The following is a 15,328-nucleotide window of genomic DNA, read 5'->3' on the forward strand; positions in this document are numbered from 1 at the left end:
TGAGGGGCGGCGGCGACTGGATATGCGTCAACAGTCAGCTCCGTTTGAGAGTATTTCTCTTTAACGTCTTTCCGTTGAATCATGTGCAAAATGAGCTGGTAAAATAATACTGTTCAAATATACAGTAGTTTTGTCGCCCACGAAGGGTGACCAACCAACGACCGGGGTTCAAAAACCATGTCTTGATTGAAAACGTCCAAGCAGTAAAAGGATAGAAACATGCCAGGAAGCCTTGTATTACCCCCTATCATCATCACCGGTAGGGAACAGATTTACGGTCCGGGTGGGGGCGGTGGCTACGATCCCAACGCGGACTTGAGCTACAACCTCGCCATTCTTCAGCAGCCGGATGCGCTGCAGTCGCTGACCAAACAGCACTTACGGGGTCGGGTGTATTCCTCGCTGCGTGCGATCGAGAGCAAACTCAAAGCCTTCTTTTCGGCCAAGTTGGCAACAGTTTCGACTGATACCGAAAGCGAGTTGCAGGCAGCCGGTGTGCGCAACGAGGCCACTTACCAGACCTCGGTCGAAACCGAAAACGCCAAGCGCACGGTAGATGGCCTGATTCAAACAAAAAATGCCCTGCTCGGTGCCTATCAGGCCTTGGCGCTGGTTTATTCCGGCAGCGATCCGCTGACGCTTACGGATGCCCAAAAGTTGCAGATCGTAGCTCGGGAAATGGGCTGGAACCTGGGCCAGTACCCGGCGCTGGGCAAAGCTCAGCAAGACAGCTTCGGCGACTCTTACAGTGCCGCCTATCAGGCCAGGATCCTTGCCGAAGCCATCGCCATTCTCAACCGCAAGTCGGCTGCGCTGGCGGCGCGGCTGGCTCAGGTTCAGGCTGCTGAAGCCGAGGCGCGGCGGGTTGCGGCCGAACAGGAGGCGCGTCGTCTGGCCGAAATCAAGCGCCAGGCTGAAGAGCAAGCGCGCCTGGCTGAAGCCAAGCGTCAGGCCGAAGAGCAAGCGCGCCTGGCTGAAGCCAAGCGTCAGGCCGAAGAGCAAGCGCGTCTGGCCGAAGCCAAGCGTAAAGCCGAGGAACAGGCACGTCTGGCGGCCGAGGAGGCGATTCGCGCGGCCAACACCTTCCGGGTGCCGGTTGCCGGAAACAAGGCCCAACTCAGTGCCGTGGCAGGTTCCATTGGCCTCGCCACGGGTTCGAAGTTCACCCTCGATGCCGCCATCCAGGGTGCTATAAAACTGTTGCAAGCTGCAGCCGGTGTTGTGCTCGATCGCGCCACCGGCGTGGGTATCGGTTTGCTGGTTTACTCACCCTCGCTAGGCAACAGTGACCGATTTCCATCGACCTCGCTGACCGTTCCGGCCAGCAGCCTGGCGCCGAATCTGCCGCAGAACCTGGCGGCGATCGCCGCTGCTGGCGGTACGGTCGACCTGCCGTATCGGGTGGTTGGCAGCCGTACGCAGTACTCGGTGGTCAAGACCGGTTCGGCAGGTGGCCTGTCGCCGAAGGTCAAGGTCAGGATGCTGACGCTCAATCCTGCGCGCAGTGCCTACACGTTCACCAGCGCCGATACGCCGCCAATCACCCTGAGCTTTCCGATCGCATCGCCCGGCAACAGCTCCACGGGTACCCCGGCAAAACCTGTAGACGTTCCAGTTTACAACGGGGTTACCCTGACGCCGGTCCAGGTTGAGGGTGAGGTCTTTCCAGCGCTTAACCCGTTGGATATCCATGACGGCATTTACGTCTTTCCGGCCGACTCGGGATTGGCGCCACTGTATGGTGTGTTCAGCTCGCCTTATGATGGTGCCACCACTGTCGGCGTGCATAGCGGACGAAAGTACAACCCTGCCAAGGCGGGCGGCCCCGTCCGGGAGCTGGATTGGAAGAGCGCATCGGTCACTCAGGCGGGGCTCGCGCAGGTCAAGCTTCACACCGGGCGTTTCGCACCCTCTGATGCCAACAATGTCATGATTGATCGCTTGGAAAAGATCCTGCGCGGCGAGATTCCGGTCACTGATACGGACAAACGCTTTTACACGCATGAAGTCAGGGAACTGGAGCGTTATCGAGCGCTAGGCGTCAAGGACGGTCACGAAGATCGTTCGGTATGGAACGATGCCCATACGGCAACGCTTGAAGATTACAGCATCAATGAACGGACTAATCCGCTGTATACCCAGGAAGCCAAAGAGGCGGGTGACCGGCAGGAATACAGGGAAGCAATGAGGAATTTGAAATGAGCACTATCAAAGACATTATCTTGAATGAGTCGGTAGCGGATGTACTGACGGCATTGATTCCGGGATCTTCGTATCCGCGCATTGACCGGATGTACGTGGATTACAAGTTCGAGGTCATCAAGAGTGGCGAGCTGCAACGTACATTCGAGAAGCTGTTTGCCGATGGCGTATTCGCCACGGATAACAATGGCCACCCTATCAAAGGTCCAAAGTGGGTAGCGCCTGGCTTCGTGACGTCGAAAAAATACGGTCCGGCTTCATGATCTGATGCGCCATCAGAAGCACTCTCGGGGTGCTTCTTTGCTGGTGCAAGGCCCCGCTCAGGCGGGGCCTTTTTCATGCCGGCTCAAACGCCTCTGGTGACCCGCGCAATCTGCTCCCGCGCACGCTCGGCAAAATGCTCCAGCAACTCATCCAGTGTGTGCGGGTGGCTCTCGTTGGCGCGGGTCAGGGCGTAAAGGGTAATAGGCAGGGCAGGATTCAACGGCCGAACCAGCGTTCGCGCCGAATCCTGGGCGGTAAAAGGATCGATCAACGCCAACCCTGCACCGGACTCGACCATGGCCCGGGCCAGGGAATAGGTCTGCACGCGGATGCTGATCCGCGGCGCCGGCTCCAGGTTCTTCAGGTAGTGGCCGACCTGGGCGGCCAGCGGGTCACTGCTGCTCAGGCCGATCAACGGCGCATCGGCCAGGGACTCGACTGCCAGCGGCACGCCCTGGCGGTCTTCGCTCCAATAGCCTCTGGGCGCCAGTACCACCAGCATTCCATGGGCCAGAGGCTGCACATTCAGGCCGGGGTGTTCGGGATGGCGCAAGGTCAGGGCGACATCGATCTCGCGCATCAACAACTGCTGCACCAGCTCGCGGCTGTGCAAGCTCGACAGTTCGCACTCGGATTGTGGATGGCGCTCGGCCCACTGGCTGATCACCGGGGGGAACAGCGACAGCGCCAACGCCGGCGTTGCCCCCATGCGCAGGGTCATGCCCGGTTGCCGGCGCAGGCTGGCAGCCAGGCGCCGAACCCCCTCTACGCTGTCGCTGACCTTGTCGACTTCGCGCTCCAGCGCCAGGGCCTCGGGGGTGATCTGCAACTTGCCGCGCACCCGCAGGAACAGCGGGAAGCCCAGCTGTGCTTCGGCATGCTGGAGTATCTTCGACACCGCTGGCTGAGTCACGTGCAGCAGTTGCGCGGCGCCGCTGATGGAGCCGGTCTGGCGGATGGCCTGGAACACTTCGATATGACGCAAGCGCATGGGATCGCCCATAACCTTTGTTTATGCTTTACCCATTTTTATTCATTATCGCCAGGCTGTCACCGGGCCTAGTCTGAAGGCCTTCAGATTGGCGGATGAAAAGCACATGGCACAGCGGGTAACGGTCATCGGCGGCGGCGTTATTGGTCTGGCAACGGCGTATGCCCTGGTGCGCGAAGGCTTTGCCGTCGACCTGATCGAGGCGCGGGACAACCTTGCGGGCGGCACCAGCTTTGCCAATGGCGGGCAGCTGTCCTATCGCTATGTCGCGCCGCTGGCCGATGCCGGGGTGCCGCTGCAAGCGCTGGGCTGGCTGCTGCGCAGCGAATCGCCGCTGAAACTGCGCCCCCGCCTGGACCTGGCGCAGTGGCGCTGGATGGGCGCGTTCATGGCCGCCTGCCGCAGTTCGGTCAATCGCGCCAATGCCGCACACCTGCTGCGCCTGGCGCTGCACAGCCAGAGCACCTTGGCGCAATGGCGCGAGGAAGATGGCCTGGACGGCTTTGCCTGGCGGCGCAACGGCAAGCTGGTGACCTTTCGCAACCGCGCAAGCTTCGAGCATGCCCGCCTGCATCTGCTCGACCCGCATGGTCAGCAGGTATTGGATGCGCAGGAGATCAGCGCATTGGAGCCGGCATTGACCCATGCGCCGTTCATTGGCGGGGTGTTCACCGCCGACGAGGAGGTCGCTGATTGTCACCGCTTCTGCCTGGCCCTGGTCGAGCGCCTTCAGGCTTCGGGGCAATGCCGCTTGATGCTCGGCCAGGCGGTGACGCGCATCCACCACAGTGGCGGGGTGGTGCAGGCGCTGGAACTGGGTGAGCAGGTCTTGCCGGTGGAGCGTCTGGTGCTGTGTGCCGGGCACCGCAGTGCCAGCCTCGGCCTGCCCGGGCTGCACCTGCCAATCTATCCCCTCAAGGGCTACAGCCTGACTGCGTCGATCCAGGCCGGGCACCGGGCGCCTGAGGTGAGCATTACCGACTACGACCGCAAGATCGTCTATGCCCGCCTCGAAAACCAGCTACGCATTGCCGCCATGGTCGATATCGTCGGCTTTGATGAATCGCTGGATCCGCCGCGGCTGGCCAGCATGCGTCAGTTGGCTGAGGCGACCTTGCCCGGTGCCGCCGATTATCAGCATGCCCGCGAATGGGCCGGCATGCGCCCGGCAACCCCCAGGGGCGTGCCGTTGCTCGGTGCTACGGCGTATCGCAACCTCTGGCTCAACCTTGGCCACGGTGCTCTGGGCTTCACTCTGGCCTGCGCCAGTGGCCGACTGTTGGCCGAACTGATAGGCGGCCGCGCGCCGTCGGTCGACCTGCACGGCCTGACCCCACGGGCGGCCTGACCTGAACAAGAACAACAAACGCAAGGAGTGTCCCGATGTCGATTACCCGTTTGCACCGTCCTGCTCTACTTGCCCTGTCATTGTGTTTTGCACAGCCGATTCTGGCTGAAACGCCGCCGCTCACCGGCAGCCTGAAGAAGATCGCCGAGTCCGGCAGCATCACCCTCGGCTATCGCGACTCGTCCATTCCTTTTTCTTATGTGGGCGATCACAGCGGCAAGCCCATGGGCTACTCGGTCGACCTGGCGGCTGAAATCGTCAAGCACCTGCAGGCTAAGCTGGCAGTGCCACCGCTTAAGGTGCGCTACAACCTGGTGACCTCACAGACGCGTATCCCGCTGGTGCAGAACGGTACGGTCGATCTGGAGTGCGGTACCACCGGGGTTACTGCCGAGCGGCAGAAGCAGGTGGATTTCTCCTATGGCTTTATTTTCGTCAAAGGCCAGCTGCTGACCAAAAAGGACAGCGGCATCCAGGGCCTGGATGACCTCAAGGGCAAGAATGTGGTGAGCACGGCGGGCACCACCAATGAGAAGTACCTGAAGAACTACAACCTGGAGCACCAGTTGGGGGCTTCGGTGATCAGTGCCAAGGACCACGGCGAGGCGTTCATGATGCTGCAGTCCGGGCGCGCTGCGGCGTTCTACATGGACGATGCACTGCTGTACGGCGAGCGGGCCAAGGCGCGCAACCCGCACGACTGGGTCGTGGTGGGCAAGGCGCAATCGAAGGAGATCTACAGCTGCATGGTGCGCAAGGGTGATGACGGCTTGCTGGCGCTGGTCAACGAGGCGCTGGCGGATGTCTATCGCAGCGGGCGCATCGAGGCAATCTACAACCGCTGGTTCCAGCAGCCGATCCCGCCCAATGGCCTGAACCTGGAGTTTCCGATGACCAGTGAACTGAAGGGCCTGATTGCCAGGCCCTCGAGTGAGCCGGTGCAGTAACGCCGCAGCTCTTGCAGGGGACACACAGCGCCACTGTGGGAGCCGGCCTTGCCGGCGATGAGGCCAGTGCGGTCAGCACCCCATCTGCGGCCTGACTTGCGACCGCTGCGCGCTCGATCGCTGGCAAAGCCAGCTCCCACAGTGGCCGCGGATCGTTCAGGCCATCGGTGGCAAGCGCCGTTTCACCGGGGTTTTCTTGACGATTGCGGTGTTGGTCTCGGCATGGCTGTTGAGCTTGTCCAGCACGGTGTCGAGCTCTTCCATCGAGCGTACGTGCAAGCGTGCGATAAAGCAGTCATCGCCGGTGACCTTGTCGCACTCGGTGAACTCGGGGATGGCCATGATCTGCCGTTCAACCTCTTGCAACTGCCCCGGCAACGGCCGCACCCGCACAATGGCCTGCAGCTGGTAACCGAAGCAGCGCGGGTCGATCTCCACCGTGTAGCCCTTGAGCACGCCGCGCTCCTCCAGCCGGCGCAGGCGTTCACTGACGCTGGGCGAAGACAAACCGCTGAGCTGCGCCAGGGCCTTGAGCGAGCGCCGCGAGTCTTCCATCAGTGCCTTGATCAACAGCTGGTCAATGTCGTCGGTCATACGGGCCTCGTTAGGCAAAAATCGAAAACTGCCTTGATAGTAAAGGTAGAGAGTCAGTCTAGCCTGTTTTATCAACTGGAACGGGCCCCGGCACCCTTGCCATAATTTGCCCATCGTCAAGGAGGTGAGTGATGGACAGTTCAATACGCCGTGGGTCGTTCGAAATGGTCGCCGCGATGTTGATTTCCGGGACCATTGGCTGGTTTGTGCTGGTGTCCGGGCAACCGGTGCTGGATGTGGTGTTCTGGCGCTGCGTGTTCGGTGCCGGGACCTTGTTGCTGATCTGCCTGGCCATGGGCTTTCTCAAGCCCAGCCTCCTGACCCTGACCACCTTCGCCTTGGCGGTGCTCAGCGGCGTGGCCATCGTCGGCAATTGGGTGTTGCTGTTCGCGTCTTATTCCCGCGCCTCGATTGCCATCGGTACCGCGGTGTACAACGTCCAACCGTTCATGCTGGTCGGCCTGGCGGCGCTGTTTCTCGGTGAGAAGATCACCGTGCCCAAGCTGTTCTGGCTGGCGGTTTCCTTTGCCGGGATGCTGGCGATCGTCAGCGCCCATGGCAGCCAGGGCGGTAGTGGCAACGATTACCTGCTGGGCATCGCCCTGGCCTTGGGCGCGGCGCTTCTCTATGCAGTGGCGGCGTTGATCATCAAGCGCCTGAGCGGCACCCCGCCGCACCTGATCGCCCTGATCCAGGTGTGCACCGGCATTCTCCTGCTGGCGCCCTGGGCCAACACCAGCGGCCTGCCAGGCGATGTCGGCGCGCTCGCCAGCCTGGTGACCCTGGGCATCGTTCACACCGGGGTGATGTACGTGCTGCTGTATGGCGCGATCCAGAAACTGCCGACCGCCTTGACCGGGGCGCTGTCGTTCATCTACCCGATCGCGGCGATCTTCGTCGACTGGTTCGCCTTCGGCCATCGGCTTGAACCACTGCAATGGCTGGGCGTGGCCGCGATCCTGCTGGCCGCGGCCGGCATGCAGCAAGGCTGGTGGTTCAAACCCGCTCTGAAGGTCCCGGCGGTCAAGCCAGACTGACCGCCGCACGGTCGATCAGGGCCGCCACTTCGGCGGCCCTGGAGGCCAGTGAGGCGTGGCTGGCGTCCAGCTTGAGCAGCTCCTTGGGTTGCATGCGTTGAGCCATGAGTTGCTGGTTGTCCGGGTGGATCATCCGGTCGTGGGTCGAGAGCTGGTACCAGGTGGGTTTGTGTTTCCACGCAGGGTCGCCGATGGTGTCGCCGAAGGTGCTGGCCAGCGGCGCTTTCTGGGTCACGCTCATGACCAGCCCTTCATCCTTGCCCAGGTCCTGGCAAAAACTCTCATGCATCTTGTCGGGTTTGATCCACAGGTAGCCATCGCCGTCCGGTTGCAGGTTGGCGGCCGCTTCCGGCGGGTGCTGGGCGGTGATGCCGCCGGGGCTCTCGCCGTTATCAGGGGCAAAGGCGGCAATGTAGACCAGGCCCGCGACATTTTTCTGGTTGCCCATCTGGGTAATCACCGCGCCGCCATAGGAATGACCGACCAACAACACCTTGCCGGGTATTGAGGCGACCATCTTGCGCGTGCGTTCGGCGTCGTCGGCAAGCGAGGTCAGGGGCATTTCCACCGCATGCAGGTTGCGGTGGCCCAGGCGTGACAGCTCAAGGATGACCCGGCTCCAGTGGGCGGCGCCGCCCCAGAAACCATGAACCAGGACAATGGATGGGGTGTCGCTCATGGCCGTTCTCCAGCTAAGGGTGGGAAAGCCAGTGTAGACGCTCCTGCCTGATTGCGAGGAGTCCTGCCGCGGGCCACGGCGCCGCGACAGGCCCAGGTCAGTTCAGCCAGGGCAGGGCTGGGCCCTGGGGGACGATACGGGTCGGGTTGATGTGGTCGTGGGAGTAGTAGTAATGCAGCTTGATATGGGCCATGTCGATGGTGCGGTAGATCTCCGGAATCCGTACCAGGCGGCACAGGTACTCATACAGCGCCGGGTATTCGCTCAAGGTCTTGAAGTTGGCCTTGAAGTGCACGTAGTACACCGCTTCATAGCGGATCAGCGTCGGCAGCAGGAACAGGTCGCTCAGGCTCAGCGTGCCACCGACCAGGTAAGGCTGCTTGCGCAGCCGGTTTTCCAGGCTGTCCATGGCCGCGAAGAACTGCGCGTAGGCCTTGTCGTAGCTGTGCTGGTCGGGGGCAAAGCCCATGTGGTAGACCATGCGGTTGATGTTGGTGTGCAGCCAGCTGTTGAGCTCGACGATGTCGCAGCTGGAGCGCTCCGGCACCAGGTCCAGCGGGGTGCGCGCCAGGGGCAGCAGGCGGGTGGCCATCTGCAGGGCCAGCTCGGCCGAATCGTTGTGGGCGATGCAGTCCTTGCGTCGGTCCCAGAGCACCGGCACCGACTGGTTGCCGCTGAAGTCCGGGTGCGAGCGTTGGTACAGGGTCGACAGCAGCGTTACGTCCTTGTGCAGTGGATCCTGGTCGCGTTCATCGAACTCCCAGCCCTTGTCGTAGCGACGCGCCGCCACCGAGGTGACATCCAGCGCATCGCCCAGGCCCAGCAGGCTCTGCACCAGGTGCACGCGGTGCGAGAATGGGCAGGCGTGGGAGATGTACAGGTGATAGCGGTTGGGTTCGGCCACCAGTTCGCTGAGGATCAGCGCTTCACCCAGGGTGTTGTCGTTCGCTTTGGACATGTTACCTCCCTTGCGCGGCAGCCAGGCTCAGGCGCGGGCGTGCGCCCATGGATTCAATGCTGTGCTGGATCTGCCGACGGGCAGCGGCCAGGCCGTTGGCCAGGCTTTCCTCGCCCATGCCCAGGCCTTCGGCGTAGATGAATTCGACGTGCTGCAGGCCGATGAAGCCCAGGGTCTGCGAGAGCCAGCCGGCCAGGCTGTCGCTGCCCTGGCTGTAGACGCCACCGCTGGTGTTGAGCACATGCACCGGTTTGTCGTTGATCAACCCGACCGGGGCGCCATCGACGTAGTTGAAGGTGACGCCGGCGCGTACCAGATAGTCGACCCAGGCATGCAGGATCGACGGTGCGCCGAAGTTGTAGCGGGGCAGGCCGATGACCACGCGGTCGGCTTCCTGCAGTTCTTCGATCAGTTCGTTGGACAGTTTCAGCGCGGCGCTGGCTTCGGCGCTGCTGGCATCGCCACCGTACAGGGCATCCATGGTCACCGCGTTGAGGTGCGGGATCGGCTGGGCGTGCAGGTCGCGCACGACAATCGAGGCTTCTGGAATCACCTCCTTGAGTTCTGCAAGGAAGTTGTCGACCAGTTGCCCGGAAAAACCGCCGTCGGTTTTGATCGAAGAACGAATGACCAATACTTTGTGATTCATGGCTTGAACTCTTGTGATGAGGGAGTCACTAGAGTTTTTAACAATTGGCCGGACAAAAATAGCGCATATATTCAGGTTCAAACTTCAAGGGTCTTCATGTATTTCCCGGCCCCCAACGCAAACAGCCCGGTGGCGCAGGCGAGTGCGCTACCGGGCTGTTTGCCGGGGCTGCGGGAGCAGCCCTTACCACTGGTGTTTGAGGCGAAACTTGGTCAGTTGCGCGCTGGCCACCTGGGTGCGGCTGCCATCGGCATTGAGCCGCCAGGCGTCGGCCTGGGTGAAGATCAGATTGCGCCCGTCACGGATCACCCGGGCCTTGAACTCCAGCTCGCTGTGCAAGGGGCTGGCCGACATCAGCATGGTATTGAAACTGCTGGTCAGGGCATATTCCTCGGGGCCGAGAATCGGCAGCGTGGCAAGCATGCTGACCACATCGAGCATCGAATAGATCACCCCGCCGTGCAGGGTGTGGCTGAGGTTGTCGATGGCTTCGGTGACCCGCAGGCGGCAGGTGCAGGCGCCAGGCGATTGCTCCAGCAGTTCGAGCCCGCAGTAGCGCTGGTAGGCGTGTTCGAGCAGCGCACTGGAGTGGGCGGCGGCGTGTTCACTGATCTGACTCATGGCTGTGTTCCTTCACAGTTGCCGGGCAATGATTTCCAGCATGATTTCGTGGGTACCGCCGCCGATCGCCAGCAGGCGGGCATCGCGGTGAATGCGTTCGACGCCGTTGGGCGCCATGCAACCGTGGGCGCCCTGCAATTGCACGGCATCGCGGGCGATGGTTTCCAGGGTCTGTACCGCGCTGTTCTTGGCGATTGCCACCTGGTGCGGGCTCAACTGGCCGGCGGCCTGCAAGGTCACGCAGGCCTGCACGTAATGACGGCTGACGCTCAGTTGCGCGTAGTGCTCGCTCAGGCGATGGCGAATCACCGATTTGTCGATCAGGGCCTTGCCGCCGACCTTGCGCTGCCTGCACCAGGCAATGGCTTGCTGCAGGGCGATATCGGCAGAGGTGCTGGCCATTACCGCCAGGTTCAGACGCTCCTGCTGCAGGCTACCTTGCAGCAGACGGCCGACACCGCCGCCCTGGGTCAGGCGTACCACGGGGGTGTTGTCGAAGCTCAGGTCGGCCAGCGGCAGGCAGCGCCAGCCCAGGCATTGGCGCGGCGTATGGCTGATACCGGCGGCCTTGCCGTCGACCAGGAACAAGGCCAGGCCGTCTTCACAGTGGCCGACCAGCAACAGCCAGTCGGCCCGCGCGCCGTTGCAGATGAACGCCTTGTGGCCGCTTAACCGGTAGCCGTCGGCGTGGCGTTCGGCGCGGCAGGTGAGGGCGCGCAGGTCGGAGCCGGCCTGGCTTTCGGTGATCGCCAGGGCGATGCTCTGGCGGCCATCGAGCACCGCCGGGATCAGGTCGGCGGCCAGTTCCGGGGCGCTGGCCTGCAGGGCCTTGAGGCTCACAAGGTGCGAACCCAGGCCCATGGTGATGCCTTGGGCACCGCTGCGGGTCAGTTCCTCGACCAGGATCGCCAGGCGCTGTGGATCGTCCGGTAACACTGCGCTGGTATGGCCCAGGTTGAGCAACCCGGCTTCGCCGGCCAGCTGATTGAGTTGTGGCGGGTAGGCCCCGGACTCTTCCCACTGCGCCACATTGGGGCTGATGTGCTGGCTGACAAAGGCGCGCACGTCGTTGCGATAGGCTTCGCTCATGCTCGTTCCCTCAGAATACGGTGGTATGGGCCAGGTCGTGGAAGCGGTTGACGATCGGCAGGATGCGCGCCGGGGTGACCGCGCTGTCTTCTTCGAAGTAGTACAGGTCGGTCATGTCGCGCATCACTTCCAGCATCACCCGCGAGCGCTCGGCAGCGCGCACTTCGTAGCGCTGCAGGGCGGCATCGAGGCTGTCGTCGCACAGGCCGACCAGGGCCTGGGCGAGCATGAAGCCGTTCTCCAGGCCCAGGGTCAGGCCATAGCCAAGGGTCGGCAGCATGGCGTGGATGCTGTCGCCGAGCATCGCCACCCGGCCGTTGTGCCAGCGCCCGGCGCCGGTCAGGGCCATCATCTTGTGGGTGAGGATCTGCTCGTGCGGGGTCCGCTCGATCATCCGCAGGATGTCCGCGGGCAGGTCGGCGAACAGCTCCAGCAGCCCGTCACGGTCGTGCAACGGCTGGTTGTGGTGCTGGTAAGCGGCGAACCAGTACCGGTACGGCCGGTCGGCGGCCAGCGGGTAGGTGACCACCCGCGAGAAGGCCGAGGTGAAGATCTGGCAGCGGTCGCTGTGCAGCAGCGGCGAGTCGAACTCGACCATGCCGCGGCTGGCCACCAGGCCGGTGTCGTAGGGCTCGAGCCCCGGCTCCAGGCATTGGCGTACGGTCGAGCCGACGCCATCGCTGCCGATCACCAAGTCAAAGTCCTGTTGATGACCATTGCTGAAGTGCACCCGGGCCCGATCGCCGAGGTTCTCGATCCGCTCGCAGCCCATTTCGTAGCGTACCTGCTCGCCACCGAGCTTCTCGCGCAGCAGGCCGAACAGCTCGCTGCGCGGGAACATCACCGCCGGTGCCGGGATCCCCAGCCCGGCCGGACGCACCGGCTGGCTGTGGATCAACTGGCCATCGCGACCATGGGTGTCGAGGTACTCGATGGCTTTGCCGTGCTGCATGAACTCACGATCGTTGAACAGAAAGCGCAACACCTGCACGCCCTGGGGCCAGACGTAGATCCCGGTCCCGGAATCCCGTGGCCCGTGGCTGCGTTCGTAGACCGTGCAGTCCAGGCCGAAGCGCTTGAGCATGAGGGCACAGGCCAGGCCATTGAGGCCCGCGCCAATGATCGCGATTTTCATGCCGCCACCCCTGCATCCAGGGGGTTCCATTGCTGGCTGGTCATGCGGTAGCGACGTTGCAGCAGGCACAGGCTGGTCAGCTCCATCAGCATCGGGTCAAGCAGGCCCTGTTCCTGGGCCGACAGGCTCGGCAGTTGGTTGAGCAGGGCACGCACCTTGGCCGCATCGAAGAACGGCAGGGCGTCCAGGTCGCTGCTGTTGAGGGTGTCCTGGACCAGTTGATACAGGCGTCCTTGCTGCTGCAGGGTGGCCGGCGGCGCGCGGAAGTAGTGCTTCTTGCGCTCGTACAGTGCAGTCGGCAGGTAGGGGCGCATGGCTTCGCGGAAGACGAACTTCTCGGTGGCGCCACGCACCTTCATCCACACTGGCATCTGGCAGGCCAGCTCGACCACGTGGTGGTCCAGCAGCGGTACCCGGCCTTCGATGCTGTTGGCCATCTCCATGCGGTCACCTAGGGTGGTGAGGACGAAGTTGGGCAGGTACGACTTGGCCCACAGGTACATCGAGTTGTGCACCGGATCGCGGCCTTGCAGCTTGCTGTGGTCGAGACGGTCGAAGAACTGGCGGTACGGGTCGATACCGGCGAAGTGATCGCGGAAATCGGCGCGGTACAGGCCTTCCAGGGCTTTGAACCAGCCGGCCTGGTTGTCCAGCCAGGACACGCCGTGCTTGAGCTGATTGACCATCCAGTGGATGTCATGGGGCATGTTGGCGCCGGTGTAGCCCTGTTCGTTGTCCTTGATCCGCTGGCGCAGCAGGCTGATGACTTTCGGGTCCTGCTGCTCGTTGTTGTACAGCAGCATGTCGCGACGAAAATGCGGGTAGCCGGCGAACACTTCATCGGCGCCTTCACCGGTCAGCACGACCTTCATGCCGGCCTTGCGCACTTCGCGGCTGAGGATGTACTTGGCCACGCCGTGGGCGTTGAAGAATGGCGTTTCGTTGTGCCACAGGGCCTGCTCGAAATTGTCCGCCAGGTGGTCCTGGGTGATTTCGATGGTGTGGAAGCGTGCATTGTTGTGCTCGGCAGCCAGGCGCGCGAAGCGGTTCTCGTCGTAGTCGTCCATGTCGGTGAACGACAGGTTGAAGGCATCCAGCGGCTCGCCATGCAGCTTGGTGGCGATCCCGAGCATGGCCGAGGAGTCGATGCCGCCGCTCAGGTAAACGCCCATGGGCACATCGGCACGCAGGCGCAGGCGCACCGATTCCTCGATGGCTTCGCGCACTGCCTGGATCATCCCGGCTTCGTCGGACGGTGCCACTGCGTCGCGGCGGGCAAACTCCATGTCCCAGTAGCGGCCGCTGTGCAAGCCGCCGTGGTCGACCATGATCCAGCAGCCCGGCTGCACACTGCGTACACCCTTGAACAGGGTGTGATCGCGCAGGTAGAAGGCGCGGCTGGCGTAGGCGTTTTCATCCCACTCGGCGCTGACACCGGCCGCCACCAGGGCCTTGATCTCCGAAGCGAAGTACCAGTTGCCCTCATGCTGGGCGTAGAACAGCGGCTTGATCCCCAGGCGGTCACGCACTGCCAGCATCAGGCGGCGCTGACGGTCGAACAGCACCATCGAGAACTCGCCGCGCAGGCGGTTGAGCCCGGCCAGGCCCGAGCGGCGGTACAGGTGCAGGGCGATCTCGCTGTCCGAGGCGGTCTTGAAGGTGGCACCGTCAGCTTCGAGCTCGGCGCGGATGCGTTCGTGGTCGTAGAACTCACCATTGACCACGATCACCAAGTCACCTTCGTCGGCAACGATCGGCTGCATGCCGTTGTCCAGGCCGATGATGCTCAGACGGGTATGGCCGAGCACGGCGTGCTCGCCGGGGTCACGCCAGAGGCTGTGTTCGTCCGGACCGCGGTGATTGATGGCGACCAGGGCATCAAGCACTGCCTGGTCGGGAACATTGTGGCGATTGGACTGATACACACCGATAAAACCACACATGGCAAATTCCTTTTTGAATGAGGTCGGGCGTCGTCATCGGGCGGCGCCGGGTAGCGGGGGCAAACTCACCCGCAACACATCAGGGTTCACTCCACCCAGTCAGGCCGGGTGCGATTGAAAAAAGCGTTGAGTCCGTGCTGGCCTTCTGGCGAAGTGCGCAGGCGGGCGATCAGCCGCAGGTTTTCCGGTTGCTCTTCGAGCAGGCCGTCCTGGCGGCCCAGGCGCAGGAGCATGTGCTTGACCGCGCGGCTGGCCTGGGGGCCGGTCTGCAGCAGCAGTCCCAGCCAACGGTCGCGGCAACTCTCAAGCACCTGCAGCGGCACCTGCTTGTGCACCAGTTGCAGCTGCACCGCGCTGTCGCCGTCGAAAATCTCTGCCGACAGCATGTAGCGCCGCGCCTGGCGCAGGCCCATGGCGCGCACTACGTAGGGGCTGATCATCGCCGGCGCCAGGCCCAGGCGCGCTTCGCTGAAGGAGAATCGCGTCTGTTCGGCTGCCAGCACATAGTCGGCGCAGCACAGCAGGCCCAGGGCACCGCCGAACACCGAACCCTTGGCGACGACGATGACCGGCACCGGGAAGTTGTCCAGTTGCTGCAGGACAGCGGCCAGAAGGCCGGCGTCCTGCAGGTTCTGGGCTTCGCTGAAAGCCAGGCTGCGACGCATCCACTCAAGGTCGGCACCGGTGCAGAAATGCTCGCCGGCGCCGTCCAGCACCAGGGCCCGCAGCCCGGGGCGGCTGGCCAGTTCATCCAGATGCCCGGTCAAGGCCCGCAACAGGCTTTCATTGAGGGCGTTGCCGGCATGGGGACGGTTCAGGGTCAGGCAGGCAACCGTCGGCTGCAGCCAGCTCAGAAGCACTTCGCTCATGG

The 15,328-nt window shown here is 63.0% G+C and carries 15 protein-coding genes; 5 read left to right on the plus strand and 10 right to left on the minus strand.

Annotation, left to right across the window (positions count from 1 at the left end):
• Positions 1 to 219 precede the first annotated feature (219 nt).
• Positions 220 to 2,202, plus strand: coding sequence for an S-type pyocin domain-containing protein (locus tag LOY45_RS07855; RefSeq protein ID WP_115088043.1), 1,983 nt, complete (start codon positions 220 to 222; stop codon positions 2,200 to 2,202).
• Positions 2,199 to 2,465, plus strand: coding sequence for an immunity protein (locus tag LOY45_RS07860; protein WP_115088042.1), 267 nt, complete (start codon positions 2,199 to 2,201; stop codon positions 2,463 to 2,465). Before LOY45_RS07855 ends, LOY45_RS07860 begins: the two co-directional genes overlap by 4 nt.
• A gap of 83 nt (positions 2,466 to 2,548) precedes the next feature.
• On the opposite strand, the gene LOY45_RS07865 is transcribed toward LOY45_RS07860, so the two are convergent.
• On the minus strand, positions 2,549 to 3,457 hold the full coding sequence (locus tag LOY45_RS07865) for a LysR family transcriptional regulator (RefSeq protein ID WP_115088501.1): 909 nt from the start codon (positions 3,455 to 3,457) through the stop codon (positions 2,549 to 2,551).
• Positions 3,458 to 3,563: 106 nt separating this feature from the next.
• On the opposite strand from LOY45_RS07865, the gene LOY45_RS07870 reads away from it, so the two are divergent.
• Positions 3,564 to 4,805 carry a D-amino acid dehydrogenase gene (locus LOY45_RS07870; protein ID WP_258578930.1) on the plus strand — a complete coding sequence of 414 codons (1,242 nt, stop codon included), beginning with the start codon at positions 3,564 to 3,566 and terminating at the stop codon, positions 4,803 to 4,805.
• A gap of 35 nt (positions 4,806 to 4,840) precedes the next feature.
• Complete coding sequence (locus LOY45_RS07875) at positions 4,841 to 5,752, plus strand: transporter substrate-binding domain-containing protein (protein WP_115088040.1); 912 nt, start codon at positions 4,841 to 4,843, stop codon at positions 5,750 to 5,752.
• Between the two features lie 156 nt (positions 5,753 to 5,908).
• On the opposite strand, the gene LOY45_RS07880 is transcribed toward LOY45_RS07875, so the two are convergent.
• Positions 5,909 to 6,346 (minus strand): Lrp/AsnC family transcriptional regulator, encoded by a 438-nt coding sequence (locus LOY45_RS07880; RefSeq protein ID WP_115088039.1) that lies wholly within the window; start codon positions 6,344 to 6,346, stop codon positions 5,909 to 5,911.
• Positions 6,347 to 6,477: 131 nt separating this feature from the next.
• On the opposite strand from LOY45_RS07880, the gene LOY45_RS07885 reads away from it, so the two are divergent.
• Positions 6,478 to 7,383, plus strand: a complete 906-nt coding sequence (locus tag LOY45_RS07885; protein WP_115088038.1) for a DMT family transporter — start codon at positions 6,478 to 6,480, stop codon at positions 7,381 to 7,383.
• Here the strand turns inward: LOY45_RS07885 and LOY45_RS07890 are convergent.
• The 8 genes from LOY45_RS07890 to LOY45_RS07925 all read right to left on the minus strand — a co-directional run bounded on the left by LOY45_RS07890 (position 7,370) and on the right by LOY45_RS07925 (position 15,326).
• Complete coding sequence (locus LOY45_RS07890; protein ID WP_115088037.1) at positions 7,370 to 8,062, minus strand: alpha/beta hydrolase; 693 nt, start codon at positions 8,060 to 8,062, stop codon at positions 7,370 to 7,372. The two genes, LOY45_RS07885 and LOY45_RS07890, sit on opposite strands and share 14 nt — an antisense overlap.
• Positions 8,063 to 8,159: 97 nt before the next feature.
• Positions 8,160 to 9,020 (minus strand): glutathione S-transferase C-terminal domain-containing protein, encoded by an 861-nt coding sequence (locus LOY45_RS07895; RefSeq protein WP_115088036.1) that lies wholly within the window; start codon positions 9,018 to 9,020, stop codon positions 8,160 to 8,162.
• Between the two features lies 1 nt (position 9,021).
• The gene (locus LOY45_RS07900) at positions 9,022 to 9,669 is read right to left on the minus strand and encodes an FMN-dependent NADH-azoreductase (protein WP_115088035.1); all 648 of its coding nucleotides are present in this window, start codon (positions 9,667 to 9,669) and stop codon (positions 9,022 to 9,024) included.
• Between the two features lie 183 nt (positions 9,670 to 9,852).
• Complete coding sequence (locus LOY45_RS07905; protein ID WP_134063557.1) at positions 9,853 to 10,290, minus strand: PaaI family thioesterase; 438 nt, start codon at positions 10,288 to 10,290, stop codon at positions 9,853 to 9,855.
• 12 nt (positions 10,291 to 10,302) lie between these two features.
• Positions 10,303 to 11,379 (minus strand): acyl-CoA dehydrogenase family protein, encoded by a 1,077-nt coding sequence (locus LOY45_RS07910; RefSeq protein WP_115088033.1) that lies wholly within the window; start codon positions 11,377 to 11,379, stop codon positions 10,303 to 10,305.
• Positions 11,380 to 11,389: 10 nt separating this feature from the next.
• Positions 11,390 to 12,514, minus strand: a complete 1,125-nt coding sequence (locus LOY45_RS07915) for an FAD-dependent oxidoreductase (RefSeq protein WP_115088032.1) — start codon at positions 12,512 to 12,514, stop codon at positions 11,390 to 11,392.
• Positions 12,511 to 14,457 (minus strand): asparagine synthase (glutamine-hydrolyzing), encoded by a 1,947-nt coding sequence (gene asnB, locus LOY45_RS07920; RefSeq protein ID WP_115088031.1) that lies wholly within the window; start codon positions 14,455 to 14,457, stop codon positions 12,511 to 12,513. The genes LOY45_RS07915 and asnB overlap by 4 nt, the downstream gene beginning before the upstream one ends.
• Before the next feature lie 86 nt (positions 14,458 to 14,543).
• Positions 14,544 to 15,326: an enoyl-CoA hydratase-related protein gene (locus LOY45_RS07925; protein WP_115088030.1), complete on the minus strand. Its 783-nt coding sequence runs from the start codon at positions 15,324 to 15,326 to the stop codon at positions 14,544 to 14,546.
• Positions 15,327 to 15,328 lie beyond the last annotated feature (2 nt).

The organism is Pseudomonas wadenswilerensis, from assembly GCF_024749185.1.
In the GTDB taxonomy this organism is placed as follows: domain Bacteria; phylum Pseudomonadota; class Gammaproteobacteria; order Pseudomonadales; family Pseudomonadaceae; genus Aquipseudomonas; species Aquipseudomonas wadenswilerensis.

Excerpts from the sequence above, each read along its gene's own strand:
- LOY45_RS07925 (WP_115088030.1), bottom strand. The coding sequence starts at position 15,326 with ATGAGCGAAGTGCTTCTGAGCTGGCTGCAGCCGACGGTTGCCTGCCTG.
- LOY45_RS07895 (WP_115088036.1), bottom strand. The coding sequence starts at position 9,020 with ATGTCCAAAGCGAACGACAACACCCTGGGTGAAGCGCTGATCCTCAGC.
- LOY45_RS07885 (WP_115088038.1), top strand. The coding sequence starts at position 6,478 with ATGGACAGTTCAATACGCCGTGGGTCGTTCGAAATGGTCGCCGCGATG.
- LOY45_RS07905 (WP_134063557.1), bottom strand. The coding sequence starts at position 10,290 with ATGAGTCAGATCAGTGAACACGCCGCCGCCCACTCCAGTGCGCTGCTC.
- LOY45_RS07915 (WP_115088032.1), bottom strand. The coding sequence starts at position 12,514 with ATGAAAATCGCGATCATTGGCGCGGGCCTCAATGGCCTGGCCTGTGCC.
- asnB (WP_115088031.1), bottom strand. The coding sequence starts at position 14,457 with ATGTGTGGTTTTATCGGTGTGTATCAGTCCAATCGCCACAATGTTCCC.
- LOY45_RS07870 (WP_258578930.1), top strand. The coding sequence starts at position 3,564 with ATGGCACAGCGGGTAACGGTCATCGGCGGCGGCGTTATTGGTCTGGCA.
- LOY45_RS07890 (WP_115088037.1), bottom strand. The coding sequence starts at position 8,062 with ATGAGCGACACCCCATCCATTGTCCTGGTTCATGGTTTCTGGGGCGGC.
- LOY45_RS07860 (WP_115088042.1), top strand. The coding sequence starts at position 2,199 with ATGAGCACTATCAAAGACATTATCTTGAATGAGTCGGTAGCGGATGTA.
- LOY45_RS07900 (WP_115088035.1), bottom strand. The coding sequence starts at position 9,669 with ATGAATCACAAAGTATTGGTCATTCGTTCTTCGATCAAAACCGACGGC.
- LOY45_RS07865 (WP_115088501.1), bottom strand. The coding sequence starts at position 3,457 with ATGCGCTTGCGTCATATCGAAGTGTTCCAGGCCATCCGCCAGACCGGC.
- LOY45_RS07875 (WP_115088040.1), top strand. The coding sequence starts at position 4,841 with ATGTCGATTACCCGTTTGCACCGTCCTGCTCTACTTGCCCTGTCATTG.
- LOY45_RS07910 (WP_115088033.1), bottom strand. The coding sequence starts at position 11,379 with ATGAGCGAAGCCTATCGCAACGACGTGCGCGCCTTTGTCAGCCAGCAC.
- LOY45_RS07855 (WP_115088043.1), top strand. The coding sequence starts at position 220 with ATGCCAGGAAGCCTTGTATTACCCCCTATCATCATCACCGGTAGGGAA.
- LOY45_RS07880 (WP_115088039.1), bottom strand. The coding sequence starts at position 6,346 with ATGACCGACGACATTGACCAGCTGTTGATCAAGGCACTGATGGAAGAC.